This is a genomic window from Chryseobacterium fluminis, from assembly GCF_026314945.1.
GTDB classification, from domain to species: domain Bacteria; phylum Bacteroidota; class Bacteroidia; order Flavobacteriales; family Weeksellaceae; genus Chryseobacterium; species Chryseobacterium fluminis.
In genome coordinates, this window is sequence record NZ_CP111121.1 from 4,652,051 (window position 1) to 4,678,513 (window position 26,463).

Here is a 26,463-nt window from a genome sequence, read left to right on the forward strand (position 1 = left end):
TGTAAATAGGGAGCCGTTCGTAGAGCGGCTCCTTTTTTTTGCTCATACATTATTATAGCCTGTAATACAGGGCTCTCTGAAATAATATAAATTATCTGTAAAAAGAAAACCGGAGCCAAATTACTGCCCCGGTTAAGTATTGATATTCTCCCTTTCAGGATATAGTATTGCGAAATTAATATACAGATATTTTCTTTTTGATGACACCTTCTTTAGTCTGTACTAAAACAACAACCACAGACTGTTTAAAAGCTCCTGCCTCAATGGAAATATGGGTGTCAGAGGTAGAAATCTGATGCAATATCCGTCCGTCTGTTCTATATATTTCAACACGTTTCTGTCCCGGTATGGTGTTTATTTTTATCGTTTTCTCAAGAGAATTATACGTTATATTACCATTTGCAGCCGGCTTGCTTCGAACTGTACCAAGAACTGCAGATGAGCTGTTAATAACATTATAGGTATTAAACCAGTTATTTCCAAGATATTCAGGTAGCGAAGCCAGACCAAAAAGCATGGTGGAGAAATCGATAGCCTGTATATAAGATGATCTCAGGGAAGTACTATTCTGACGGTATCTCCAGAGTACTTTTTTAGAGGGATCAGAAACTAAGCTGTAAACAGCAGGGCCCGTACCGTCATTATATAAACTCAGTAAATCAGCTTTACTTTGAGGGTTTACAGGAATAAAACCTGCTACAATATGAGGAGAGACGATTCTTTGTGGATTGTTCTCTACGGCATCGGCAGAATACCCTCCTCCTGGAATATCTCCCGCTCCCATGCCCCATTCATAAGCGCTGAATCCTATATTTTCGCTGTACAGTTTATCACTCTTTCTGGTACTGTCAAAATAATCCATATAGGCTGTATTGTTTTTATAGTAGTTACATAGGTAATAGCTGAACTGGGGAATAAAGCTGGATAGCCAGTATTGTCCGTCTGAAAGTGTAACATGTCCCCAATAATTGACATGAGGTACCGGTGCGGAAACAGGGTTAGCAAAATAAGTATTCCAAAAGGTCTGGGATGCGGCATAATTAGGATGAGAAGCAGGTGCATTTTTTGCAAGCCACGAAACCAGTATATATTCATTAAATGGACTGGTAGGCGCACTTCCGTTTCCATTCTGATCCAGAATCATATAAATATTATTTTGTCCGATAGCTTTGGTGTAGTCCATGGCGTTCAGAATGGTGTTAGCCTTGGCTACAATGGACGGATTGGAGGCAAAATAGTTTTTACAGAAAATAATTCCCATAGCAAAAATGGCGTTGTCTATGGTACTGTATTCACTGGACCATGCCTGATCACCTGTATTGTAGTCAAAATACCGGTAGAACAATCCTGCTGAATTTGTCTTTCCGGCATTTTTAAAATTAATAAATGTCTGGAGGGTCGTGTTAACCTGATCGGCAGCATTCGTCTCCCAATGGGCCTGGTCTCCGGTTTTCTGATACATGGCATCTGCTATGCAGAGCGAAATTAATCCTATTCCGTTCGCTACAATAGCAGCGGGTTTATCGCCTACACCATTCAGGGCCAACGCATCAAGATAGATCCCGTTGGGCTTTCGGATGTCTTTATACAAACGGTAAGAATTCTGAAACAGAGCGGTGATCGTAGGGTTTTCAGTAGTTTGCGCCTTCACTGATAAACTAAGTGTTCCGATGCAGTAAAGGATTAGAAATAAAAGCTTATTTCCGGATTTTAAGCATGTTGTTTTCATAATTGTGTGGTATTTGTAAATTAAATTTAAAATATTTTAAATTTTGAAAAGAAAAACTGGGAATCATTTTTCTTGACAATACAAATGTAAGTATTTTGAAAATAAATGAAATTTTCAGGAGGCCCTGATTAAAGGTTAAAATACTATGAATATGAATAAACGATTTAAATTTGTCGTTTAGCAATTATTAATTCAGTATATTTTTATAAATTATTAAAAATAAATTAAAATATTGTGTTATTTTGCAAAATATATATTATACGATTATTAATAATTGTAGTTTAGCAACTTTATTGGTTTATATGAAAAAAATAATTCTACCACTTTCAATTGCGGTCTTCGCAGTTTTACCATTAAATTTATTTTCTCAGGATAATCATACATTAATTAAGGAGTATATTTCTCAAAATAAAATTAAAGAATATAAAAAATCAGACCTTACCGATTTTATTATTGATAATGTAGATCCCTCAAAATCTTTGGATGGTGATATCGTAAAATTTCGGCAGGTTTACAAAGGGTTTCCTGTATATCATGCTGCTGGGACTGCTCTGATCAAAGATAAGAAAGTGACTTACTTTTCTGAGAATTTCGTGAAAAATTACCAGGAAGCAGGTCCGGATCATGCGGGATTATCCAGAAGTGATGCGCTCCAGAAAATAGCAGAAGCGCTCGGAAATACAGAGATTTCCGATTTTACCATTCTGAACTTTCTTGAAAAATCTGTAAATGACAATAAATCAGCAAAGCAAAGACTCGTTTATCATTATGATATTAATGATCAATTGCGTCTGGCTTATGAATATATTTTAAGAGAACCCAAATCTGCCAACTACTGGAATATGATTGTAGATGCTGGTGATGGGAAGATTCTTGAAAAAACCAATCTGACATCGTCATGTGATTTTACTGCCGATGCTTACTCTTCGGATCTCACTCATTATCGTGATACAGAAATGCATCAGTTGATAGGACCTGACAGTAAAGCTCATCAAAATTTTGTATTGTTTTCCCCTGACAATGCATCTTATAATGTATTTCCGCTGCCCCTTGAAGCAGCGACATTTGGATCAAGATCCATGATTTCAAACCCATGGCTTCTCAGTGCATCACCTGAAGGATGGCATTCTGACGGAACGACGCATTATACCAATACCAGAGGAAATAATGTATATGCTTATGAAGATACGGCCAATACCAATAATCCCGGTTTATCCCCGGATGGTGGAACTGCCAGAAACTTTAATTTTCCCTTCAGCATCAATGCAAACGCAGCCTTCAACCAAAATGCATCGATTACCAACCTGTTTTATTTAAATAATAGGATCCACGATGTGTTCTATCAGTTTGGGTTTACAGAATCGGCAAGAAACTTCCAGTGGAATAATTTTGGAAAAGGAGGACTGGATGACGACGGTGTTTTTGCAGAAGCTCAGGATGGGGGAGGAACCAATAATGCTAACTTCTCTTCTCCGCCAGATTATTATAACCCAACCATGCAGATGTATATGTGGTCCACGGTTAACAGGCTGTTCTTTTATAATGCTCCGGGTACAGCAGTAACACGCACTCCCGGTGCGGGAATCGCTCAGTACGGTATGGCCTTGAATGCAACGGGAGTAACCGGAAATATACAGCTGTCTTCCGTTTTAGACGGATGTACTGCTTTGCCAGCCGGGTCACTTACCGGAAAAATAGGTTTAGTTGAAAGGGGAACGTGCTCTTTTGTCGTAAAGACAAAGAATCTGCAGGATGCAGGGGCTGCAGCTGCGGTTATTTATAATAATGCTGCTAACGGATCTTCAATTGGAGGAATGGCCGGAGTGGACGCAACGGTTACCATCCCTTCACTACTGATTACCTACGGAGAAGGAAATTTTATCAAAAGCCAGCTTTCTGCAGGTACAACAGTAAATGTTACCCTGAAAAATGACCCTGCGACGAGTGTAACTCCCGATGGAAGCTTTGATAATGGTATTGTCACGCACGAATACGGACACGGAATTTCTAACCGCTTGACCGGAACCGGCTATGGATGTTTAAGTACGTCCGCAGATAAAGAGCAGATGGGTGAAGGGTGGTCAGATTTCTTTGCACTCATGCTAACCAATAAACCAGGCGATAATGCTTCTGTCGCCAGGGGGATGGGAACGTATGCTGCCGGGCAGGCAATAACAGGTGGCGGGATAAGGCCTGCAAAATATTCTCCTGATTTTGCCGTCAATAGTTTTACTTACGGCGATACCAACGGGATGGAGTACAATAACGGATCTGCTATTGTTCCGGATGTACATTCCATCGGCTTTGTATGGGCTACCATGTTGTGGGACCTGCACTGGAAGTACGTGGAAAAATATGGATATTCTTCTGATGTGACTGCTAATGCAGCAAGCGGGAGCTCCAGAGTTTTACAGCTAGTCACGGACGCTTTGAAACTTCAGGTCTGCAACCCCACATTTATAGACGGCAGAAATGCCATTATTGCTGCCGACCAGGCGACAACTGGCGGAGCAGACCGATGTATGATCTGGAATACGTTTGCCAGAAGAGGATTGGGAGTAAATGCTTCGGCAGGCGTTAAAACCAATATTAATGACCAGGTCGAAAGTTTCAGTGTTCCGGATGATTGTGCTGTACTTTCTGCAAATGAAGTAAAATCTGTAAAAAACCGTCTCTCCATCTATCCAAATCCTGCTAAAAATGAGTTCTTCATTCATTTTCCGGATAAAACCATGGGGAAAGTAAGTGTTGAAATTTACGATATGTCAGGAAAATTGGTTTCATCCGAAGATAAAATTTCTCCGGATGCTACAAAGGCGATTTCAACAGACAAATTGGTCAACGGAACGTATATGGTGAAAGTAAAGGGACTTGCTTTTGATGCAGACTCCAAAATTATTGTAAAAAAATAATAATCAAAAATTAAAATAATTAGAAATATATATAGTAATAAATTTAAATTATATAATCGCTTCATATGAAGTGGTTTTTTTATTGAATTTTTAACTAAATGCATTTTTTAGTTTTATTATTTGTAATTTTATTTATACAAAACATGAAAAAATGAAATTACCGATTCTGATGTCCGCATTTGCAGTTTTATCCTGTTCGGCGGTACTGTCGCAGGAAAATGAGCAACTCATTAAAGATTATATTTCTCGGAATAAAATACGAGAATATAAAAAACCAGACCTTATTAATTTTATTGTTGATAATATTGATTATTCCAAGTCCTTACATGGAGATATTATTAAATTTCAGCAGACTTATAATGATATTCCTGTATATAATTCCGTAGGCACAGCCTTAATCAGAGATCATAAAATAGTTTATTACTCCGATAATTTTATAAAGGATTACACGACTTCTGTCTCAAAGACTGTCGGAATTACGAAAAAAGAAGCCCTTCAAAAAATTGCTTCTGATTTAGGAAAGTCTGAAATCGCCGACCTTCCCATTATTTCACTGTTTCAGAAGTCTTCAGACCGAATGCAGCGTGCAATAGAGCGACTTGTTTATACAAATGATAAAAATAATAAACTCAGACTGGCTTATGAATATTTTATGAAAGTTCCACAATCTCCGGATTCCTGGAATTATCTGATCGACGCCCATACGGGTGAAATTATTAATAAGGTAAATCTGAATTTGTCCTGTAATTTTAAAGAGGGCGCCTATTCACACGACCATTCTGGTAAATTATTATTGCCGCAAAAAGAATTTTATCACCAGGATAATAACAGGATAAATCTTACTCCTCCCAGTATTGATAATGCTTCTTACAATGTATTTGCACTGCCTCTGGAAGCGCCCACTTTCGGAACAAGATCTATTGTGAATAATCCCTGGATCGTAGCTTCATCCCCTGAAGGATGGCATTCTGACGGTGTAAATCATTATACAATTACCCGGGGAAATAACGTATATGCTTACGAGGATAAGGATAATAATGAAAGTACTTACGGTATATCTCCTGATGGAGGAGCAGCAAGAAATTTTGATTTTCCATATGATGCCAATGCCCTAACATATCATAACCTTTCTGCCTCTACTACCAATTTGTTTTATATAAATAATAAAATCCATGATATCTTTTATCAATTCGGGTTTACTGAATCTGCGAGAAATTTTCAGCGTAATAACTTTGGAAAAGGGGGATTAGGTAATGATGAGGTCCTTGCTCAGTCCCAGGATGGCGGCGGATTTAACAATGCCAATTTTGCAACCTATCCGGATAATTACAATGGTATTATGCAAATGTATCTGTGGGTAAAATCTAATCGTGCAATATGGTATCATGCTCCTTCAGATGCTGTTTCAAGAATACCTAATTGGGCACCTGCCTTCTTCGGTCCGCTACCTAGTGATATTGAACTTACAAGAGAGGTAAAACTGGCAAGCATTATCGATGGTTGTACTGCTTTACCGGCAGGTGAGCTTACGGGTAAAATAGGATTGATCGAAAGTGGCTCATGCAATTCAGTAGTTAAGGTTAAAAATGCTCAGGCAGCAGGTGCTGATGCTGTTTTAGTATATAATGACGCGGCAACCGGTAACACAATAGGAGCGATGTTCGGCACTGATAATACCATTGCCATACCCTCATTATCCATATCCAATGATGAAGGTGAGTTTATAAAAGGAAAGCTTTCCGCCAATATTCCGGTAAGTCTTACCATCAGGGCTGATACAAAATATGACGGAAGCTTTGATAATGGTATCGTCACGCACGAATACGGGCACGGCATTTCAAACAGGCTGACAGGCGACGGTTATTCCTGCCTGAATCCATCAGAGGATTATGAGCAGATGGGAGAAGGCTGGTCGGACTTCTTTGCGCTGATGTTAACGAATAAACCGGGAGATAATGCTTCTGTTGCGAGAGGATTGGGAACTTATGCATTAGGGCAGCAGCCAAATGACCCGGGAATACGTAATGCTAAATATTCTCCTGATTTTGCCGTTAATAGTTTTACGTACGGTAATACCAACGGGATGGAATTTAATGCCGGATCGGTTAGTTTTCCTAATATGCATTCTATCGGTTCTGTATGGGCTACCATGCTATGGGATCTTCATTGGAAGTACGTGGAAAAATATGGATATTCTTCTGATGTGACCGCTAATGCAGCAAATGGGAGCGCCAGAGTTTTACAGCTGGTTACGGACGCTTTGAAACTTCAGGCCTGCAACCCGACTTTTATAGACGGCAGAAATGCCATTATTGCTGCCGACCAGTCCACTACCGGAGGAGCAGACCGATGTATGATCTGGAATACATTTGCGAGAAGAGGATTAGGAGTAAATGCTTCAGCAGGCGCTAAAAACAATATTAATGACCAGGTTGAAAGCTTTGATATTCCGGCTGATTGTGCTGTACTTTCCGCAGATGAAGTGAAAACAGTGAAAAGTACAATCTCCATGTATCCGAATCCTGCTAAAAATGAGTTCTTTATTAGTTTTCCGGATAAAACCCTGGGGAAAGTAAGTGTCGAAATCTACGATATGTCCGGAAGATTGGTCTCTTCGGAAGATAAAATTTCTCCGGATGCTAAAAAGGCGATCTCTACGGATAAATTGGGTAACGGAACATATATGGTGAAAGTAAAGGGACTTGCTTTTGATGCAGCTTCTACAATTATTGTAAAGAAATAATAAAATATTATTATACCGAACAGAATTAGCGCGGGCTCTGCCCGCGCCAATTCTATTTATCTATCACACCCATGCTGGTCAATATTTTAATGAATATATTGTACCTTTGCGGGCTGAAAAATAATTATGAAGAAGAAAAATATACTAAAAGGAGTTTTATTTGTAGGAATCGGTGCGAGCATCTACGGGATGTTGGCCACCTTTGTGAAGTTGGCCTACCAGGATGGTTATACGACCTCAGAAGTGACCACGTCGCAATTTGTACTGGGATTGGCAGGTCTTCTGATTCTGAATTTCATACAGACGGTTACCTCAAAGCAAAAACTGTCATCACCAACTGCAAAAGAAGTGAAAACACTGCTCATTGCCGGAACATCTTTAGGCTGTACCAGCTTATTTTATTACATTGCTGTTCAGTATATTAATGTTTCAATAGCAATTGTTCTTTTAATGCAGTCGGTATGGTTTAGCGTCGTTGTAGAAAGTTTTATCACCAAAAAATTACCGAATGCCAGAAAAGTAATTTCTGTCGTTATCGTTTTAATCGGAACTGTGCTGGCAACAAATCTTGTTAATGAAAGTATCGAAATAGACTGGCATGGGATCTTTTGGGGTTTAATGGCGGCGGCATCATATACCCTCACGATGTTTACTTCCAATACGCTGGCGACCCATCTGCCTGTTTTCAGGAAAAGTATCATTATGCTATGCGGGGGGTCAATTGTCGTATTTGCATTTTTATTTTTTGCACAGATCGGGCCTTTGTATTCTGACGGACTAAAATCACTGTATCTGAATTTTACAGAAAACACACAGCATATTCATGCCTTTAATTATTCCATTCTTTGGAAATACGGGTTGATTTTATCATTATTCGGAACCATTATTCCGCCCATTTTATTCAATGTAGGTTTTCCTAATGCGGGTCTGGGATTAGGAAGTATCGTTTCATCGCTGGAGCTGCCGGTTTCGGTAACCATGGCTTTTGTTTTATTAGGTGAGAAGGTTATTCTAATACAATGGGCAGGCATTGCTCTCATCCTTTTTGCCATTGTCTTAATGAATCTGCCCTCCAAAAAAGAATATGTATCAGCAGAAGTATCATAAAATATATCATTAAATTAAAAATAATAATGAATAGCCGTTTCTTTTGGAACGGTTTTTTTAATTTTAATATATAAAATAAATTTCATGAAATATTTTAACAATGCAGTTGCGGTTTTAATGCTGTCAACTGTTCCCAACCTGATGTTTTCACAGGCAAAACCTTTAGATGCGGAGCTTACCAATTATGAGTATCCTTACGACGTCCATTTTCTGAATTTTAAATCTCAGAATAATGATCTTAAAATGGCATATATGGATGTACAGCCGAAAAAGCCGAACGGAAAAGCCATCATGCTTCTTCATGGTAAAAACTTTAACGGAGCCTACTGGGAGAGAACAGCGAAAGACTTGTCTGATAAAGGATTCAGGGTGATCATTCCCGATCAGATCGGATTTGGAAAATCTTCAAAACCCCAGTCTTATCAGTTTTCCTTTTCTCAGCTGGCAGACAACACTAAAAATATTTTGGATGATTTGAAAATCGATAAATTAATCGTTCTGGGTCACTCAATGGGAGGTATGGTGGCTACGAGATTTACATTACTGTATCCCGAAAAGGTTGAGAAATTAATTCTGGAAAATCCTATAGGACTGGAAGACTATAAAACTTTCGCAGCATACCAGACCATTGACCAGGCCTATCAATCTGAACTAAAAAACACCTCGGAATCCTATAAAAATTACCAGTTAAAATTTTATTATGACAATAAATGGAAAGCGGAGTACCAGCCATGGCTGGACTTAATTGCGGGTTGGACCTTACATCCTGATTACCCAAAAGTGGCCTGGGATGCTGCTTTAACATCTGACATGATCTACAATCAGCCGGTTTGTTATGAATTTAAAAATATTAAAGCTCCGACCTTATTGATCATCGGGACCAGAGACCGGACTGCCATCGGAAAAGAAAGGGCTCCCAAAGAATTACAGCCGAAAATGGGACAGTATCAGGAGTTGGGAAAGAAAACACAGCAGCAGATTGCGGGCTCCAGATTAGTTGAAATTGAAAATACGGGGCATCTTCCGCACATCGAAGTCTATAATAAATTCTGGAATGCGTTGTACGAGTTTATAAAGTAACTGATGATGGAAGTTAAATGTTGAGAGGCCGTATATTATATGATGTAATTTCTGCTTTGAAGGAGTCTCGACAATTTTTAACGGTGTCAGTTTAAGGGCGCGCCCTTTTCCCAGTTCCGATTGCAGTGAAAATCCTTTTTGAAAAAAAGATGGCAACGGAAAGCGGGAAACAGCTCCAAATACAAGTAAGCTTTTAAAATAAAAAGAGACCGCTAAAAATAGCAGTCTCTTTTTGTATGTATTGTTGTCTGAATTATTTCTTCTTGTAAGCAGCGTCCTTAATTCTCGCTTTTTTACCTCTAAGATCTCTGAAGTAATAGATTCTTGATCTTCTAACTCTACCTCTTCTGTCAACTTCGATTTTCTGAAGAGCCGGCATGTTGATAGGAAATACTCTTTCTACACCTACATCACCAGACATTTTTCTGATAGTGAAAGTTTTTGTAGAACCTGTACCTCTTAACTGGATAACGGTTCCTTTGAAGAACTGAGTTCTTGTTTTTTGTCCTTCTTTAATTTCGTAATACACCGTGATGGTATCACCAGCTTTGAATTCAGGGAATTCTTTTTTTGTAATGTACTTGTCTTGTACGTACTTTAATAAATCCATTATTAATAAATAAAATGTTTAGGCTAAGCAACTTACACGGACTTCGTCAGAGGTTGAATAACAGGTTGCAAATATATGAAATAGTTTTCAAATATTCCAAACATATACTGTACTAAAAATAATAATTTTTTATCCGGTTTTAACCTTAAAACTTAACGCTTCCTTTACGTTGGCATCAGCTGCAGTTTATATCAGAAAGTTACTTTTGCCCGGTAATTAAAAGCAATCAAACAGTGCTTTTAGAAGGTTCATCATACAATTTTAAATACCACTTAAACTGTACTATTCATGAAACATGTATTATTTTTTTTATGTTTTGCCGTCCAGATGGCATTGGGGCAGACTCTGTTTCCCTATCTGCAGAATCCGACGCCAAGCTCCATGATCGTCAACTGGAAAACCTCTTCAAATAACGAGACAACGGTCACTTACGGAACAACACCCGGTAATCTGAATGTTACCGTGACGGGAACGACCAATATTTTTTCAGATACGGGATACAATAATAATTATTATTACCATACCGCTAAAATTACCAATTTACAGCCCAACACAAAATATTATTATAAAATAAAAACAGGTACAGGTGAATCTGCAGTGTATAATTTTAGGACACTTCCGTTACCCGGACAGCCGGTGACGGCAGATGGAAAAATCCGTTTTCTGATTATGGGCGACAATCAGATCAAGGCAGAGCCGAGATACGATACTTTAACCCTGAATGCCTACAAAAAACTGAAGGAAAAATTCGGACCTGCTTCTGATCCTTCTGATAATATAGCACTGACTTTCATGGTGGGAGACCAGGTGGATGTGGGAACATTGGATCATTACGAAAATGTGCATTTTAAAAAGAACATTAAACTGTCACCCTATCTTCCGATACAGACAACGGTAGGAAATCATGAAACCTATGGAAGCTTGGGAATGAATTCTTATTATGCCCATTTCTATATTGATGAAATTAAATATAAAAACATCTCTTCCGGAAATGAAAACTATTATGCGCAGCAGGCGGGGAATGTTCTGTTTGTAAGTTTAAGTTCGGAACACACAGGCTCTGCACAGCAGACCTGGCTTCAGCAGGTTTTAAATGAAGCCAATAATGATGCTACCGTAGACTGGATTATTTCTCTAAGCCACAGGCCGTATCAGGCAGAACAATATGTAGGTGATATTTCTACTTGGGTAAGAAACAATGCAGTTCCTCTTTTAACAGGCTCAGATAAGTATCTGATGCATGTGGGGGCACACCACCATTTGTATCACAGGGGACAGTTGAAAAACTCTCCCAACTATCAGATCATTTCCGGTGGAGTAGCATGGGATCAGTACTGGGGAATGTCGAATGAGCAGGATTTTGATGACGTTCAGAAAACATTGACGGACTGGACCTACCAGATCGTGGAAGTAGATGTAGCCACCGGAAAAGTAGATGTGGAATGTTACTCGATAGGAGGGGTTTATACTAAAAAAAATAATGAACTGATCGATAGTTTCCACAGGTACAAAAATCAGCCAAAACCTGCAAAACCATCCATTACCAACACTTTTTCAGCACCCGTTACGCTGCCGCTAACATTAAACGGAAGTTCTTTTTCCTCAACCAACGGCGAGCTGTTAAATACAACCCAGTTCCTGATCAGTAAGGCTTCCGATTTTTCAGTTATCGAAAAGGAACTTTATCGGGATTATGAAAACTGGTTCGGGAAAGACGGAAACGGAAATCCGGACAAGACCAAAAATTTAAATGCAGGAATTGATATTACAAAAGCTGTGATTGCTTCAAATTCAATAACCAACGGAGTTTATTATGTAAAAGTTCGTTACAGGGACAGAAATCTGGAATGGAGCGACTGGAGTGATGCCAAACAGTTTGATGTAACGGGGAGTATAGTATCAAATCCTGTATTTAACTTAAGTAAAACTGAATACAGTCAGAATGAACCTATCATAGCCACATTTACTGATGGTCCCGGAAATCAGCAGGATTGGATAGGAATTTATAAAAAAGGCCAGAACCCGGCTTCTGTAACTTCCCAGACTTTCCTCTATACCAATGCCCAGACATCCGGCACCGTAACTTTTCCAAACGGAATAGCCAATAAAGGACAGTATTTTGCAGGATTTTTTGCCAATAACGGATATACGGAAATTACCGCCAGAAAGAATTTTTATGTAGGACCGAAAGTCGTACTGAACACATCGGCGGATACGTATCCGGTGGGCGGCACAGTTGCGGTGAATTTCAGTAACGGACCCAATCTGGCCAAAGACTGGATCGGAATTTATAAAATGGGACAGGTACCCGGACCTACCCCTTCCGTTAAGTGGGACTATGTATCCGCTGCTGCCGGAACACTGAATTTTACAGGTCTTCCCAAAGGATATTATTATGCTCAGTACTTTTTGGAGGATGGGTATACTGCCGTGGGAGAAAAAGTATTTTTTAAAGTAGGAGATATTGTCACGGAACTCTGGATTAATAAACCTGTTTACGCATTAGGGGAAAATATTAGCGCATCCTGGACCGATTCACCGGGAATTATTAAGGACTGGCTGGGAATTTACCCTCAGAATATTCAGATTCCTGATGATAATTTTATTTCTTATACCTATTTTGATGGGATTGCACAGGGAACAAAAGCCATCACGGGTTCTGCAGTTCCCACGACGCCCGGAAATTATTATATGGTTATGTTTACCAACGATTCCTATACCGAGGTTTCAAACCGCGTCCAGTTTCAGGTACAGGGACAGACTTTGGGTACAGAGGAAGTGAAAAATACTGCCGAAAAAAATGTGATTTTATATCCGAATCCCACAAAACCCGGGCAGCCGACTTTCATTAAAAGTGATTATCCGATTGAAAAAATTGAACTGCTTTCTGCCAACGGTGATCTTTTGTATAAATCTGAAAATGTTCAAAATCAAAGATTCTCCCTGGTTAATGAAAATCTTCCTAAAGGAGTCTATTTTGTCAAAGTGCATGCTAGAAAATTATTTACCTTAAAATTGATTATCCACTAATAAAAAAGTCTGTATAAACGTATCAAAAATAGGAATGGTTCAGTCGATAACACTTTAACCGAGTCGAAACCAATATTTTCATAAAAAGCGGAAAAAACTTAATTTTTTCCGCTTTTTATGTTATTCATCTGTTGACTTTATAGCCCATGCGACAAGAGGTGCCTGCATAAAAAGTCTTGCAAATCTCGCATCATCCGTATTAAGACCAAAGGAGTCGCGCCTGTTTTTATATTGTGCTATATTTCCCGGAAGAACGGCTGCAAAAAAGCCGGCTACGATTCTGCCCATCGTTTTCCTGTACTTTTTCGGTGTCACAATTACTGCCGTACCCAATGCGATTTCGGCAAATCCTGAATAGACCACTGTATCATCCTTTGTCAGCGGAACCCATTCCGGAACCTGAGCCTGAAACTCTTTCCTTGCAAAAGTTAAGTGACCGATTCCTGCCGTAATAAGAAATGCCCCAAGAGCAATTCTTGAAATTTCTTTCGTTTCCATAATTTTAATATTTGTGATGGTGTTGTAATCATGAAACCAAAATCAGACCATGACGACAGAAATATTTTTTAATCTCACTGAATGTATTAAGATAACAGAGCTTTAAAATATATTTTAATCAATTTAATGGTCTCCTGTGATCCATTAGAGAAGAGATCCTGCAGGATTCTGCAGATCACCTGGATATCTGAACTTAGTTTTAATTTATAGACATTTATGAAAGGGTCACGTATTTTGAAATTTGTGATATTATTGTTTTGCAGCTGATCAGCAATCATAGAAGATCATAAATATATTCAAAAAATAGCTGAAGATCTTATCATATGAGAAAAATTATTAAATTTAGGCCAACAGAAAATCTAAGAGTTCATGATAGATAAAAGAGTAAAAAATGCAAAGGAAGCCATTGAAGGAGTAAGTGACGGAATGACATTGATGTTGGGTGGATTTGGTCTTTGTGGAATTCCCGAAAATTCAATTAATGCATTGGTAGAAAGTAATGTGAAGGATCTTACCTGTATTTCGAATAATGCAGGAGTTGACGATTTCGGGTTGGGATTATTGCTTCATAAGAGACAGATCAGAAAAATGATTTCCTCATATGTAGGTGAAAATGCTGAGTTCGAAAGACAGATGCTTTCCGGCGAATTGGAAGTTGAGCTTACTCCACAGGGAACATTAGCGGAAAAATGCAGGGCAGCACAGGCGGGAATTCCTGCTTTTTACACACCTGCAGGTTTTGGAACCGAAGTGGCAGAAGGAAAAGAGGTGAAAGATTTCAAAGGAAAACCTCACATCCTGGAGCATGCCTATGAAGCAGATTTCTCCATTGTAAAAGCATGGAAAGGAGACCACGCAGGAAATCTGGTTTTCAAAGGATCAGCAAGGAACTTTAACCATCCGATGGCCGGTGCAGGTAAAATTACTATTGCTGAAGTGGAAGAATTGGTGGAACCGGGAGAGTTGGATCCGAATCAGATTCATATTCCGGGAATTATGATTCAGCGAATTTTCCAGGGCGAAAAGTTTGAAAAAAGAATAGAGCAGCGAACTGTAAGAAAAAGAGACTGATTTTTACTTTCTCATAAAATAAACCCCGGACAATTTAATTGTCCGGGGTTTATTTTTAAGATGGTATCTAAACATTCTGATGCAGCATAACTTTGACCTTAAATCAGTGTTTCCGCAATTTTTCTTTCTCCAATCTGCTGTCTCCACATGGCGTAATACAATCCTTTCTCTTCGATCAACTGCAAATGAGAACCTGTTTCTACAATTTGTCCGCGCTCCAGAACATAAATTCTGTCGGCATGCATAATGGTGCTTAATCTGTGGGCGATAAGAACGGTGATTTGTTCCTTCTCCTTAGAAATCTCTTTTATTGTTGCTGTAATTTCTTCTTCGGTAATGCTGTCTAATGCAGAGGTAGCTTCATCAAAAATAAGAAGATGGGGTTTTCTCAACAGCGCTCTTGCAATGGCAATTCTCTGTTTTTCACCACCACTTAATTTCAGTCCGCCTTCACCGATCACGGTCTCTATTCCGTTCTCAGCACGTTCCAGAAGACCTGTACAGCTTGATTTTTTTAAAGCTAACTGTAAATCCTCTTCTGTTGCCGAAGGATTTACAAACAAAAGATTTTCTTTGATGGTCCCTGCGAAAAGCTGTGTATCCTGGGTTACAAATCCGATCTGATTTCTCAATTCATCGAAATCAAACTCTTTACCATTGATATTATTATAAAAAATAGCGCCCTCCTGAGGTCTGTACAAACCGACAAGCAGCTTAACCAATGTACTTTTACCGGAACCACTCGGACCGACAAAAGCAATTGTTTCGCCATTTTTTACTTTAAAAGAAATAGAACTGAGTGCCTTATAATGAGCGGTCTGATGCTGAAATGAGATGTCCTGAAATTCCAGTTCCTCAATAGCACCGATACTTTTCGGATTTTCCGGTTTAGGCTCTACTTCTTTTTTCATCACCCGGTCGAAGTTAAATAGAGAGGCCTGTGCTTCACGGTAGGAAATAATGATATTCCCTATTTCCTGCATCGGCCCGAAAATGAAAAATCCGTAAAACATCAGTGATAAATACTGTCCCGGGGTCACTATATTCTTAAAAATGAGCAGCAGTAATGTGAATGTAATGGTCTGTTGTAAAAAGTTAACCAGCGTTCCCTGCACAAAGCTCAGAGAACGGATACTCTTTACTTTTCTCAATTCCAGATTCAGAATTTTATACGTATTGTTATTCAGACGTTCCACTTCCTGGTTGGTAAGTCCGAGACTTTTGACAATCTCAATGTTCCGGAGGCTCTCTGTAGTGCTTCCTGCCAGATCAGTCGTCTCTTTTACAATATTTTTCTGAATGGTTTTTATTCTTTTGCTCAGCAAATTGGTGATTACAGCGATAAGTATAATACCTATCACATAAACAGGCATGATAGACCAATGCAGACGAATGGCATAAACCGAAACAAAAATGATGCTCACCAGAATCCCAAAAAATATATTAATGAAATTATTGATAAACTTCACCGAGTCTTCACGAACTTTGGTTAAAATTGAAAGTGTTTCCCCACTTCTCTGATCTTCAAATTCCTGAAAAGGCAGTCTCATAGAATGCTGAAGACCGTCTGTGAAAATTTTCGCCCCGAATTTCTGGATAATCACACTCACCACGTAATCCTGAAATGCCTTCGCAATCCGGCTCACCATTGCAGTTCCTACCAATAAGCCTAAAAAATAGAAAACACCGTGATAGAGATCGGTTCCATACAGATATTCATTCATGTTTCTCGGAAGCAGTTTTTCCTTATCGAAAAAGTTAGGATGAGTAACCAATCTGTCTAAAATATTCCCTGTAATGGCCGGAGCAAACAGAGAAAATACCTGATTGACAGAAGCTAATAGAAGAGAGATAAAAATCAGCCACTTATAAGGTTTTAAATAGGATAATAAAATTTTCATTGGTAAAATTAAAAGTCCACAAATCTACGATAAATAGAGAAGCAAAATTTTATCACACGATAAGAAAGAAAATATTTCGTAATTCTGAAAAAATGGCTAATTTGGCGGGATAAGATTAAGCTATGCTAACTAAAGAACAAATTGCACAGAGAATTTCCAGAGAAGTTAAAGACGGATATTATGTAAATTTAGGAATCGGAATTCCCACATTGGTGGCAAACTACGTTCCGGACAATCTTTCAGTGGAATTTCAGAGTGAAAACGGAGTCTTGGGGATGGGGCCGTTTCCTTTTGAAGGAGAGGAAGATGCGGATATCATCAATGCAGGAAAACAGACCATTACCTTATTGCAGGGAGGTTCATTCTTTGATTCTGCTTTTAGTTTCGGAATGATCAGAAGTCAGAAAGTGGATCTGACGATTCTGGGGGCTATGGAAGTTTCGGAAAACGGAGATATTGCCAACTGGAAGATTCCCGGTAAAATGGTAAAAGGAATGGGAGGTGCCATGGATCTGGTAGCTTCTGCAGAAAATATCATTGTTGCAATGATGCATGTCAACAAGGCGGGGGAAAGCAAAATTCTTAAAAAATGCTCACTTCCTTTAACGGGAGTGAATTGTGTGAAAAGGGTCGTTACCGAACTTGCGGTTTTAGAGGTTACTCCCAAAGGTTTCAGACTCATGGAAAGAGCCCCTGGAGTTTCAGTGGAACATATCATACAGTCTACGGAAGCAGACCTGATCATTGAAGGTGAAATTCCTGAAATGCAGTTTTAAAAAACCAAAACCTTGTCACTGACAAGGTTTATTTTTTTAATACGATGAAGATGATCACAAAATTCCGATGAGTTTATCCTCAGAAATCGGCCTGCAGTCCTTTTTTGTAATGATCTTAACCCTGAATTCTATATCCTTCGTATATTTTTTACAGCTTTCATCAATAAAATCGGAAGGTGATTTTTTAAAGTCAGAGATATACCTTTCGGCTTCCTCTTCTTTTGTAGGAATTATTAAACAGTAATAAAGACTTTTAGTGTAATTACTGGAATCGGTGATGAACTTTTTCTTGCATTTTAATGCTTCGTTGAATGTCATATATCTATTAGTTTATGCAAAAGTAAGTAATAAACCAGAATAAACTTACGGGAAACAGTAATTTTTGTCATTGGTTTTGTGGTTGTTAACTTATAAATGATAAAAAGATTTTATTCAGAAATTATTTGATGATTTACATTTATATAAATCATTATTCTCTTAAAATGATTAATTGATTGAATAGTATTCAATAATAAGTGAAATATTAATATGTTAAAGTTTATTAAACACTTGCGACACAGTACTTTTTTAAGACTTTTTTAACAGCCTTTTAAAATATCTTCCTGATCAATAGCTCAGTTTGAATATTTACAGACAGAGCCTGATCCTGTATTATAATATGCATCAAAACTTTTTAAGAATACCTGTCATTCACAGGGGCAATACTCTTAAGCTTAAACATCACAGCTCTGTATCAGACATCAGACATTATAATTTTACAAATTTTGTCCTTAAAATGATCTGTAACACTCATTTTATCTCTTCCGATACTTAGGATCAAAGTATCTTTACAGTCCGGATGTTAGCTCAAATAAACCGAGAGTTCTTGGCTTGTGGGAGAGCCGTGTCGGATTTTTGACAGCAGTATTGGCGGTTGACGGTTTTTAGAGTATACGGATCCATTCTTGCTCTATCTTTAGGGGTAGATGGAACGATCAGACGTTTGATTTATGCCGGTACGGATTTATAATTCGGCTGCAATAAAAGAGTTTTTCCTTGTCTGAGACTATAATTTCCACGTTTTACTTTTAATAAATCAATAATGACTCAGGTTTTCAGAAAATAATTATATTAGCTAAAACCTAATCAGCCCCAATGATACGACTCTTTTTACTGTTTTTTTCAATGGTTTCAACAGCAGCTTTTGCTCAGAAAATACTGAATTTGATTCCATATCCCCAAAAAGTTCAGATGAATGATGGAAATTATATGATTTTCGGCACCCTCATACTCAATGATAATTTACCTAAAGAAGAAACGGAATATTTTAAAAAGAAGATGGGTTCTGATCTTAAATTTCAGAATTCCGGGAAATCCGGCGCCCGGTTGGTATACACCCAGCTTCCCAAGGCTGGTGCTTCTGATCATCTTAAAGAGTTTTATTCTCTGAAAATTACATCTGAACAGATTTTAGTACAGTCTTATACGAAGCAGGGTTATTTTTTAGCTCTTCAGACACTGATCCAGTTGGTCCGCCAATATAAAGACAGCGGGAAAATTCCTGCAGTGACCATCGAAGACCAGCCCGAATTTGCCTGGCGGGGAATGCATCTGGATGTCTGCCGTCACTTCTTTACCGTGGAAGAAGTAAAAAAGTATATCGATTATTTAGCAATGTATAAACTGAATACTTTTCATTGGCATTTAACAGACGATCAGGGCTGGAGAATTGAAATTAAAAAATATCCTAAGCTTATCCAGGCAGGTGCGAAACGTAAAGAATCAATGACCGGAGCCTACGTGGACAATACTTTTGACGGAAAGCCGTATGGCCCTTATTTTTATACGCAGGATCAGATCAGAGACGTCGTAAAATACGCTGCGGGAAGACATATCACCGTGGTTCCGGAAATAGAAATGCCGGGGCATGCGCTGGCCGCATTAGCAGCTTATCCTGATCTTGCCTGCACCGCAGGTCCTTTTGAGCCTGCAACGAAATGGGGCGTTTTTGATGATGTTTTTTGTCCGAAAGAAGAGACGTTCAGATTTTTGCAAGATGTTCTGGATGAGGTTATTGGTTTGTTTCCTTCTCAATATATTCATATCGGGGGAGATGAGTGTCCGAAAACACGATGGAAAGAATGTGCTCATTGTCAGGAACTGATTAAAAAAAATAATTTAAAGGACGAACACGGATTGCAAAGCTATTTCATTCATCGAATTGAAAAATATGTAAACAGCAAAGGAAGAAAGATAATAGGCTGGGACGAAATTTTAGAGGGCGGCTTAGCGCCTAATGCTGCTGTCATGAGCTGGACGGGAATTAAAGGCGGCATAGAGGCTGCCAAATCAGGTCATTTTGCCGTAATGACGCCGGGGGCTTACTGTTATTTTGACCACTATCAGGGAGATCCTCAGACTGAACCCAATGCTTTCGGCGGATTTACCCCTTTGGATAAAGTATATTCTTATCATCCCATTCCTGAAGAATTAAATAAGGATCAATCAAAATATATTATGGGTGTTCAGGCAAATTTATGGACAGAATACATTCTGGATTTTAAACAGGTCGAGTATATGATTTTTCCAAGATTAATGGCCCTTTCCGAAGTAGCCTGGGGAACCGCAGATCCTACTCATTATAAAAAATTTGAAGGCCGTGTGATCAGCCACTTCAAAATATTGGATGAAATGGGGATAAATTATGCAAAAAGTATTTACAATGTGACCGGAAAGGTAATGTCACTAAATAACGGGATTTCTTATGAATTATCTACCTCGCAGAATCCAACGGGAATCCGTTATACCTTAGACGGAACCGTTCCCACAGCAAATTCCAAAAGGTACCAGAAAGTAATTCCGGTTTCAAAATCTACAACGGTAAAATCAGCCTATTTTGAGGGAGATGAACTAAAAAGTGCTATCTCTTCTCAGGAATTTACGATTTCAAAAACTACAGGAAAAAAAATTATATTAGAACATCAGCCGAGTGAGAATTATTCTTTCGGGGGAGCATTTACATTAGTTGACGGAATTATAGGAAATGGAAAACAATTGGGAAAGACATGGCTGGGGTTTCAGGGTAAAGATGTGGTAGCGACAATCGATTTAGGACAGACAACCCAGTTTAATGAGATCTATTTTAATACGCTGGAAAATAAAGGGAGCTGGATTCATTTGGCAAAATCTGCACATATTTTTGTTTCCGACGACCACAAAAATTTTAAATTGGTCAAAGAAATCGGAACAGAGGAAATAAAAAAAGCAGAAGGAAAAATTAAGCTCCATGTAGGAAATCAAAATTCAAAGTATATAAAAGTCAGGATCGAAAATGCAGGCATTATCCCGGCAGGAAATCCGGGGGCCGGCTCGAAAGCGTGGCTTTTTGTGGATGAAATCGGAGCAAATTAACTTTTAATCAAAACTTAAACTTACAACACATGTCATCACGCAGAAAATTTCTTAAAAATACCGCTTTAGCATCATCCGCATTATTATTGAACCCGCTGGATCTGATGATGGCTAACGGCTTACCTCAGAATGACACAAAAATAGTCAACAAACCCATTGTACTGTCAACATGGAATTTTGGTCTGAAAGCTAATGAAGAAGCCTGGACTGTTCTCGGAAAAGGAGGAAGGGCTTTAGACGCTGTAGAAAAAGGCGTACGTCTGGTGGAAAATGACCCGGAAGAAAGAAGTGTGGGCTACGGCGGACGTCCTGACAGGGATGGAAGAGTAACGTTAGACGCCTGTATTATGGATGAAAATTATAATATCGGATCTGTTGCCGCTCTTGAGAATATTAAAAACCCGATTTCTGTGGCCAGAGCCGTCATGGAGAAAACGCCACATGTGATGCTGGTTGGCGACGGAGCTTTACAGTTCGCCGTTTCCCAAGGCTTTAAAAAAGAAAATATCCTTACGCCGGAATCTGAAAAAGAATGGAAAGAATGGCTGAAAGACAGTAAATATCAACCGATTGTCAATATCGAAAACCATGATACCATCGGAATGATTGCTCTGGATGCCCAGGGAAATCTTTCCGGAGCATGTACTACCAGCGGAATGGCTTTTAAAATGCATGGCCGGGTGGGGGATTCTCCGATCATCGGAGCCGGTTTGTTTGTCGATAACGAAGTCGGCGCAGCTACCGCAACAGGTCATGGTGAAGAAGTCATCAGAACCGTGGGAACCCATCTGGTCGTCGAACTAATGCGACAGGGAAGAAAGCCACAACAGGCATGTAAAGAAGCAGTGGAAAGAATCGTGCAGATTACCAGGAAAAGAAATAAAAACCTGAAAGATATTCAGGTTGGCTTTATCGCGATCAATAAAAAGGGGGAATATGGTTCGTACTGCATTCAGGACGGATTTAATTTCGCGGTGTATGATCAGAAAGGAAACCGTCTGGAAAAACCTGAATTTGCGTTAAGATAATTCTGGATTTTTATCCGATGTGTTAAATCCTGACGAATCCGTTTGGATCATCAATAGGAACGGGCTTCAGCCCGTTTTTAAAAATATGAACGTTCAATTGGCTTCAGCCAAAACCTATAAATCAATATGTCAAAAATAGAAATAGCCTGCTTCAATCCTGAGTCCGCCATCATCGCTTCTGAAAACGGGGCCGACAGAATAGAACTCTGTGACGGGTTAAGCGAAGGCGGAACAACCCCGGATTTGGAAACTACAAAACTCAGCCTCATCATAGAGTCATCAATAGGAACGGGCCTTAGCCCTTTTTCAAAAATATAAACGTTCAATTGGCTTCAGCCAAAACCTATAAATCAATATGTCAAAAATAGAAATAGCCTGCTTCAATCCTGAGTCCGCCATCATCGCTTCTGAAAACGGGGCCGACAGAATAGAACTCTGTGACGGGTTAAGCGAAGGCGGAACTACGCCAGACTTTGAAACTGCAAAACTCAGCCTCATCATAGAGTCATCAATAGGAACGGGCTTCAGCCTGTTTTCAAAAATATAAACATTCAATCGGCTTCAGCCACAACCTATAAATCAATATGTCAAAAATAGAAATAGCCTGCTTCAATCCTGAGTCCGCCGTCATCGCTTCTGAAAACGGGGCCGACAGAATAGAACTCTGTGACGGGTTAAGCGAAGGCGGAACTACGCCAGACTTTGAAACTGCAAAACTCAGCCTCATCATAGAGTCATCAATAGGAACGGGCTTCAGCCCTTTTTCAAAAATATAAACATTCAATCGGCTTCAGCCACAACCTATAAATCAATATGTCAAAAATAGAAATAGCCTGCTTCAATCCTGAGTCCGCCATCATCGCTTCTGAAAACGGGGCCGACAGAATAGAACTCTGTGACGGGTTAAGCGAAGGCGGAACTACGCCAGACTTTGAAACTACAAAACAGCTTAGAGAAAAAATAAATATCCCGATCTTCGTAATGATCCGTCCTCGCGGTGGTGATTTTACCTACTCTGACGAAGAATTCGAACAGATGAAATCTGCAATGGCTAACCTGAAAACCTTACAGGTAGACGGTTTTGTTTTTGGGATTTTAAATGAAAATGATGAGGTGAATATCAAACAGAACACAGAGCTTGTGGAGTTGGCAAAACCTTATCCCTGTACGTTTCACCGTGCCTTCGACAGGGCAAGAGATTTAGAAAAGTCTTTGGAAAAAGTGATTCAGTGTGGTTTTAAAACCATCCTCACCTCAGGTCAGAAACCAAATGTTTCGGAGGGTAAAGAAAACCTTAAAAAGCTGGTTGAGCTATCCGGAGGAAGAATTGAAATCCTTGTCGGCGGAGGGCTGCGCTCTGCCAATATTGAAGAACTCAGGGATTATACCAAAGCAGAATACTTTCATTCATCCGCCATTACGGATAACGGCAATTTTTCAAATCCCAATGAAATTGCGGCTTTGAAAAATAAATAATACTGTGTCCGCTTCGTCAATCAATTTCAATTGATTCCCCTTTGCTTCTTATAATCTAACATCAGACAAAAAAACTTTGCAATAAAAAAAAGAAACAGATATATGTAACAGTAAATTGTAAATTTGAGAAATAAATAATCTAAACACAAAGCTTTAATAATACTCAAGCTAATAATGAAAATAACACAAATGACAGAAAATGATTCATCCTATAAAATTATAGGAGCAGCTTTAGAAGTACACCGGAATTTAGGAGTAGGCTTATTGGAAAGCGGTATGAAATAGCTCTGGCCTATGAACTTAAGAATCTTTATCTTGATATTCGGCAACAAATTTCATTACCCCTTAAATATAAAGATAAAACCATTAAAAATGCATATAAACTGGATTTAGTGGTCGAAAATAAAGTGATCGTAGAGATAAAATCTACCTTAGAATTACATCCGGTCTTTTATTCACAGCTATTAACCTATTTAAAACTAACCAATCTGAAGCTGAACTTCATATTAATTTTAATACCTCACTTATAAAACACCGAATACATCGAATTGTAAATAAACTATAATGAACAAAACTCTGATTCTTATTTTCTTCTCTATTCAGACAATCCTGATGGCTCAGTTTTCAGAGCGAAAATTATCCGTTGAAAAATGGCAATTCAAAAATTCAAAAGAAAACAGATGGCTTCCGGCAACTGTGCCCGGAACCGTTCATCTGGATCTGATGAATAACAAGATCATTCCGGATCCCTACAAAGATGAAAATGAGAAAAAAGTGCAGTGGGTCGAAAACGAAGACTGGGATTATCAGACCTCATTTACAATCTCAGCCACAGAGTTTAAAAATCAGAATATCGATCTGGTCTTTCACGGACTGGATACTTTTTCTGAAATTTATGTAAATGGTATCCTGTTGCAGTCGACCGATAATATGTTCAGAACATGGACCATTCCGGTGAAGAAAAACCTACATATCGGTGAAAATATCATACAAGTCAGGTTCAGATCTGCCATAAACATGGGAAAAGTACTGGCCGGAAAAGTTCCGTTTACAATGCCGGAGTCCCCGAGAAGTTTTGTAAGAAAAGCACAATATCAGTTCGGATGGGACTGGGGCCCGAGATTAGTAACATCGGGAATATGGAAAGAAGTACAATTGAAATTCTGGAATCAGGCAAAGCTGGAAAATCTTAAAATTGAACAGAAAATCATTACCCGGCAAACAGCAGATTTATTGGTTCATGCAGAAATTCTTGCGGACAGAGATGGGAAATATTCGGTTTTGATTAATGGTAGCTCCCGGAATGTATCTTTAAAATCAGGGATAAATAAAATTTCACTTCCTTATCAGATTAAAAATCCAAAACTGTGGCAGCCCAATGGATGGGGCGAGCCAAACTTATATACCCTGAAGATTTCCCTGGAGAAAGATTCGAAAATGATAAGTGAGAAAGATGAAAGAATAGGATTGAGAACCGTTGAGCTCGTTCATGAAAAAGATGCAAAAGGAAAATCGTTTTATTTTAAAATTAATGGAAATCCGATGTATGTGAGGGGAACCAACTGGATTCCTGCAGACAGCTTTTCGCCGAGAATTACGAAAGAAAAATACCATAAACTGATCAAAGATTCAAAAGATGCCCATATGAATATGATCCGGATCTGGGGCGGCGGAATTTATGAAGATGATGAATTTTATAAAGCCTGTGATGAAAACGGAATTTTAGTATGGCAGGATTTTATGTTTGCGGGAAGTTTTTATCCTGCCGATGAGCATTTTCTTAATAACATAGAAGAAGAAGTAAAAGATCAGGTCACCCGTCTCCAGAACCATCCTTGCCTTGCTCTGTGGTGCGGAAATAATGAAGTCGATGAAGCCATTGTCAACTGGGGATACCAAAAGCAGTTCAAATATTCAGAAAAAGATTCTTTACAGGTCTGGAAGGACTACAAAAAAGTCTTTCATGAAGTTATCCCGGATGCTATAAAAAAGTACGCGACCGGAGACAGGACCATTTACTGGCCCAGTTCACCATCGATCGGTTGGGGGCATACTGAAAGTCTTACCGAAGGAGATTCTCATTATTGGGGAGTCTGGTGGGGAGAGCAGCCGTTTGAAATATATAATGAAAAAGTAGGGCGTTTCATGTCCGAATACGGATTTCAGGGAATGCCGACGCTGGAAACTACGAAATCTATGTTTTCGGGAACACCGCAACTCAATTTACGGAACGCCACGGTAAAAGCTCACGAAAAGCACGCCCGGGGTTGGGAAATCATCGATAATTACATGGAAAGGGATTACAAAATTCCCCAAGATTTTGTGAAATACAATTATATTTCCCAGTTGCTGCAGGCGCGTGGAATGCAGATCGCCATTCAAGCGCACCGCCGCGCAAAACCTTACAATATGGGGACTTTATATTGGCAGCTGAATGACTGCTGGCCTGTGGTTTCCTGGTCTTCAGTGGATTATCTGGGTAACTGGAAAGCCTTGCATTACCAGTTGAAAAGGAGTTTTGCAAACCAGGTAGTTTTGGCAGAAGAGAAAGACGGGCTTTTAAACTTTTACTTGGTAAATGATGATTTGAAAAAAATAAATGACGTCTATTTAGATTTTGACATCATCGGTTTAAATGGAGAAAAATTAGGTTCAGCAGGAACCGCAGATCATAAAACCGTTCATGAGAACAGCAGTGTCAGATTTGATTCATTCTCACTTGAAGAAATCATTGGAAATTCAGATAGAAATGAGATTTTTCTGAAGATCACTGTTAAAGATCAATATCAGAAGATCATTGCCCAGAGCACGCATTTTTTTGTAAAGCCAAAAGATTTAAAGCTGACAAAACCTGATCTTAAAATCAGAAAGATCTCATCAACAGAAATTGAAGTTTCTACAGATGTCCTGGCAAAAGATGTTTACCTCATCGGAAATACCCATTTCAGTGATAATTTCTTTGACCTGCTTCCTAACACCTCAAAAAAAATTACCCTATCAAAACCCTTAGATAAAGTTGAAGTAATGAACCTTTGGGATGCGATGAATGAGTAAAGGGGTGATCATGCGGATACATTAATCCACGGGATTATTACTCGCGATAACCTCAACA

20 protein-coding genes are annotated in these 26,463 nt (G+C 38.9%); 15 read left to right on the plus strand and 5 right to left on the minus strand.

Annotated features, from left to right (window positions below; all coding sequences use genetic code 11):
- Nucleotides 1-175 precede the first annotated feature (175 nt).
- The gene (locus ODZ84_RS21235; protein ID WP_266174425.1) at nucleotides 176-1,729 is read right to left on the minus strand and encodes a hypothetical protein; all 1,554 of its coding nucleotides are present in this window, start codon (nucleotides 1,727-1,729) and stop codon (nucleotides 176-178) included.
- 302 nt (nucleotides 1,730-2,031) lie between these two features.
- Here ODZ84_RS21235 and ODZ84_RS21240 point away from each other — a divergent pair, with 302 nt between their 5' ends.
- The 4 genes from ODZ84_RS21240 (at nucleotide 2,032) to ODZ84_RS21255 (ending at nucleotide 9,571) form a co-directional block, all read left to right on the plus strand.
- Complete coding sequence (locus ODZ84_RS21240; RefSeq protein ID WP_266174426.1) at nucleotides 2,032-4,641, plus strand: T9SS-dependent M36 family metallopeptidase; 2,610 nt, start codon at nucleotides 2,032-2,034, stop codon at nucleotides 4,639-4,641.
- 151 nt (nucleotides 4,642-4,792) lie between these two features.
- Nucleotides 4,793-7,384: a T9SS-dependent M36 family metallopeptidase gene (locus tag ODZ84_RS21245; protein ID WP_266174427.1), complete on the plus strand. Its 2,592-nt coding sequence runs from the start codon at nucleotides 4,793-4,795 to the stop codon at nucleotides 7,382-7,384.
- A 126-nt stretch (nucleotides 7,385-7,510) separates the two neighbouring features.
- Nucleotides 7,511-8,491 carry an EamA family transporter gene (locus ODZ84_RS21250; protein WP_266174428.1) on the plus strand — a complete coding sequence of 327 codons (981 nt, stop codon included), beginning with the start codon at nucleotides 7,511-7,513 and terminating at the stop codon, nucleotides 8,489-8,491.
- A gap of 84 nt (nucleotides 8,492-8,575) precedes the next feature.
- The gene (locus ODZ84_RS21255) at nucleotides 8,576-9,571 is read left to right on the plus strand and encodes an alpha/beta fold hydrolase (RefSeq protein ID WP_266174429.1); all 996 of its coding nucleotides are present in this window, start codon (nucleotides 8,576-8,578) and stop codon (nucleotides 9,569-9,571) included.
- A gap of 253 nt (nucleotides 9,572-9,824) precedes the next feature.
- On the opposite strand, the gene rplS is transcribed toward ODZ84_RS21255, so the two are convergent.
- Complete coding sequence (gene rplS, locus ODZ84_RS21260; protein ID WP_034709455.1) at nucleotides 9,825-10,181, minus strand: 50S ribosomal protein L19; 357 nt, start codon at nucleotides 10,179-10,181, stop codon at nucleotides 9,825-9,827.
- A gap of 288 nt (nucleotides 10,182-10,469) precedes the next feature.
- Here rplS and ODZ84_RS21265 point away from each other — a divergent pair, with 288 nt between their 5' ends.
- Complete coding sequence (locus ODZ84_RS21265) at nucleotides 10,470-13,211, plus strand: fibronectin type III domain-containing protein (RefSeq protein WP_266174432.1); 2,742 nt, start codon at nucleotides 10,470-10,472, stop codon at nucleotides 13,209-13,211.
- 120 nt (nucleotides 13,212-13,331) lie between these two features.
- Here ODZ84_RS21265 and ODZ84_RS21270 read toward each other — a convergent pair whose 3' ends face one another.
- Complete coding sequence (locus tag ODZ84_RS21270) at nucleotides 13,332-13,709, minus strand: DoxX family protein (protein ID WP_266174433.1); 378 nt, start codon at nucleotides 13,707-13,709, stop codon at nucleotides 13,332-13,334.
- A 369-nt stretch (nucleotides 13,710-14,078) separates the two neighbouring features.
- Here ODZ84_RS21270 and ODZ84_RS21275 point away from each other — a divergent pair, with 369 nt between their 5' ends.
- A complete protein-coding gene (locus tag ODZ84_RS21275) occupies nucleotides 14,079-14,780 on the plus strand; it encodes a CoA transferase subunit A (protein ID WP_266174434.1) in 702 nt (233 codons plus the stop codon).
- A 98-nt stretch (nucleotides 14,781-14,878) separates the two neighbouring features.
- Here ODZ84_RS21275 and ODZ84_RS21280 read toward each other — a convergent pair whose 3' ends face one another.
- Nucleotides 14,879-16,681: an ABC transporter ATP-binding protein gene (locus ODZ84_RS21280; RefSeq protein ID WP_266174435.1), complete on the minus strand. Its 1,803-nt coding sequence runs from the start codon at nucleotides 16,679-16,681 to the stop codon at nucleotides 14,879-14,881.
- A 122-nt stretch (nucleotides 16,682-16,803) separates the two neighbouring features.
- Here ODZ84_RS21280 and ODZ84_RS21285 point away from each other — a divergent pair, with 122 nt between their 5' ends.
- The gene (locus ODZ84_RS21285; RefSeq protein WP_266174436.1) at nucleotides 16,804-17,457 is read left to right on the plus strand and encodes a CoA transferase subunit B; all 654 of its coding nucleotides are present in this window, start codon (nucleotides 16,804-16,806) and stop codon (nucleotides 17,455-17,457) included.
- Between the two features lie 54 nt (nucleotides 17,458-17,511).
- Here ODZ84_RS21285 and ODZ84_RS21290 read toward each other — a convergent pair whose 3' ends face one another.
- Nucleotides 17,512-17,775 (minus strand): hypothetical protein, encoded by a 264-nt coding sequence (locus ODZ84_RS21290; RefSeq protein ID WP_266174437.1) that lies wholly within the window; start codon nucleotides 17,773-17,775, stop codon nucleotides 17,512-17,514.
- 816 nt (nucleotides 17,776-18,591) lie between these two features.
- Between ODZ84_RS21290 and ODZ84_RS21295 the strand changes: the two genes are divergently transcribed.
- The 8 genes from ODZ84_RS21295 to ODZ84_RS21330 all read left to right on the plus strand — a co-directional run bounded on the left by ODZ84_RS21295 (nucleotide 18,592) and on the right by ODZ84_RS21330 (nucleotide 26,405).
- Nucleotides 18,592-20,847: a glycoside hydrolase family 20 protein gene (locus ODZ84_RS21295; protein WP_266174440.1), complete on the plus strand. Its 2,256-nt coding sequence runs from the start codon at nucleotides 18,592-18,594 to the stop codon at nucleotides 20,845-20,847.
- Between the two features lie 29 nt (nucleotides 20,848-20,876).
- Complete coding sequence (locus ODZ84_RS21300; protein WP_266174441.1) at nucleotides 20,877-21,875, plus strand: isoaspartyl peptidase/L-asparaginase family protein; 999 nt, start codon at nucleotides 20,877-20,879, stop codon at nucleotides 21,873-21,875.
- A gap of 126 nt (nucleotides 21,876-22,001) precedes the next feature.
- Nucleotides 22,002-22,193 carry a copper homeostasis protein CutC gene (locus ODZ84_RS23725; RefSeq protein WP_323136806.1) on the plus strand — a complete coding sequence of 64 codons (192 nt, stop codon included), beginning with the start codon at nucleotides 22,002-22,004 and terminating at the stop codon, nucleotides 22,191-22,193.
- A gap of 37 nt (nucleotides 22,194-22,230) precedes the next feature.
- The gene (locus tag ODZ84_RS21310) at nucleotides 22,231-22,422 is read left to right on the plus strand and encodes a copper homeostasis protein CutC (protein ID WP_323136807.1); all 192 of its coding nucleotides are present in this window, start codon (nucleotides 22,231-22,233) and stop codon (nucleotides 22,420-22,422) included.
- Nucleotides 22,423-22,459: 37 nt separating this feature from the next.
- The gene (locus ODZ84_RS21315; protein ID WP_323136808.1) at nucleotides 22,460-22,651 is read left to right on the plus strand and encodes a copper homeostasis protein CutC; all 192 of its coding nucleotides are present in this window, start codon (nucleotides 22,460-22,462) and stop codon (nucleotides 22,649-22,651) included.
- A gap of 37 nt (nucleotides 22,652-22,688) precedes the next feature.
- Nucleotides 22,689-23,351, plus strand: coding sequence for a copper homeostasis protein CutC (locus ODZ84_RS21320; RefSeq protein ID WP_266174443.1), 663 nt, complete (start codon nucleotides 22,689-22,691; stop codon nucleotides 23,349-23,351).
- Nucleotides 23,352-23,671: 320 nt separating this feature from the next.
- Entirely contained in the window at nucleotides 23,672-23,881 is a 210-nt protein-coding gene (locus ODZ84_RS23510; RefSeq protein WP_323670689.1) for a GxxExxY protein, read from the plus strand.
- A gap of 34 nt (nucleotides 23,882-23,915) precedes the next feature.
- Nucleotides 23,916-26,405 carry a beta-mannosidase gene (locus ODZ84_RS21330; RefSeq protein WP_266174445.1) on the plus strand — a complete coding sequence of 830 codons (2,490 nt, stop codon included), beginning with the start codon at nucleotides 23,916-23,918 and terminating at the stop codon, nucleotides 26,403-26,405.
- The last annotated feature ends 58 nt before the right edge of the window (nucleotides 26,406-26,463 follow it).

Excerpts from the sequence above, each read along its gene's own strand:
- ODZ84_RS21300 (WP_266174441.1), top strand. The coding sequence starts at position 20,877 with ATGTCATCACGCAGAAAATTTCTTAAAAATACCGCTTTAGCATCATCC.
- ODZ84_RS21250 (WP_266174428.1), top strand. The coding sequence starts at position 7,511 with ATGAAGAAGAAAAATATACTAAAAGGAGTTTTATTTGTAGGAATCGGT.
- ODZ84_RS21265 (WP_266174432.1), top strand. The coding sequence starts at position 10,470 with ATGAAACATGTATTATTTTTTTTATGTTTTGCCGTCCAGATGGCATTG.
- ODZ84_RS21240 (WP_266174426.1), top strand. The coding sequence starts at position 2,032 with ATGAAAAAAATAATTCTACCACTTTCAATTGCGGTCTTCGCAGTTTTA.
- ODZ84_RS21245 (WP_266174427.1), top strand. The coding sequence starts at position 4,793 with ATGAAATTACCGATTCTGATGTCCGCATTTGCAGTTTTATCCTGTTCG.
- ODZ84_RS21295 (WP_266174440.1), top strand. The coding sequence starts at position 18,592 with ATGATACGACTCTTTTTACTGTTTTTTTCAATGGTTTCAACAGCAGCT.
- ODZ84_RS21255 (WP_266174429.1), top strand. The coding sequence starts at position 8,576 with ATGAAATATTTTAACAATGCAGTTGCGGTTTTAATGCTGTCAACTGTT.
- ODZ84_RS21310 (WP_323136807.1), top strand. The coding sequence starts at position 22,231 with ATGTCAAAAATAGAAATAGCCTGCTTCAATCCTGAGTCCGCCATCATC.
- ODZ84_RS21280 (WP_266174435.1), bottom strand. The coding sequence starts at position 16,681 with ATGAAAATTTTATTATCCTATTTAAAACCTTATAAGTGGCTGATTTTT.
- ODZ84_RS21285 (WP_266174436.1), top strand. The coding sequence starts at position 16,804 with ATGCTAACTAAAGAACAAATTGCACAGAGAATTTCCAGAGAAGTTAAA.
- ODZ84_RS21270 (WP_266174433.1), bottom strand. The coding sequence starts at position 13,709 with ATGGAAACGAAAGAAATTTCAAGAATTGCTCTTGGGGCATTTCTTATT.
- ODZ84_RS21320 (WP_266174443.1), top strand. The coding sequence starts at position 22,689 with ATGTCAAAAATAGAAATAGCCTGCTTCAATCCTGAGTCCGCCATCATC.
- ODZ84_RS21275 (WP_266174434.1), top strand. The coding sequence starts at position 14,079 with ATGATAGATAAAAGAGTAAAAAATGCAAAGGAAGCCATTGAAGGAGTA.
- ODZ84_RS21235 (WP_266174425.1), bottom strand. The coding sequence starts at position 1,729 with ATGAAAACAACATGCTTAAAATCCGGAAATAAGCTTTTATTTCTAATC.
- ODZ84_RS21330 (WP_266174445.1), top strand. The coding sequence starts at position 23,916 with ATGAACAAAACTCTGATTCTTATTTTCTTCTCTATTCAGACAATCCTG.
- ODZ84_RS21290 (WP_266174437.1), bottom strand. The coding sequence starts at position 17,775 with ATGACATTCAACGAAGCATTAAAATGCAAGAAAAAGTTCATCACCGAT.
- ODZ84_RS23725 (WP_323136806.1), top strand. The coding sequence starts at position 22,002 with ATGTCAAAAATAGAAATAGCCTGCTTCAATCCTGAGTCCGCCATCATC.
- rplS (WP_034709455.1), bottom strand. The coding sequence starts at position 10,181 with ATGGATTTATTAAAGTACGTACAAGACAAGTACATTACAAAAAAAGAA.
- ODZ84_RS21315 (WP_323136808.1), top strand. The coding sequence starts at position 22,460 with ATGTCAAAAATAGAAATAGCCTGCTTCAATCCTGAGTCCGCCGTCATC.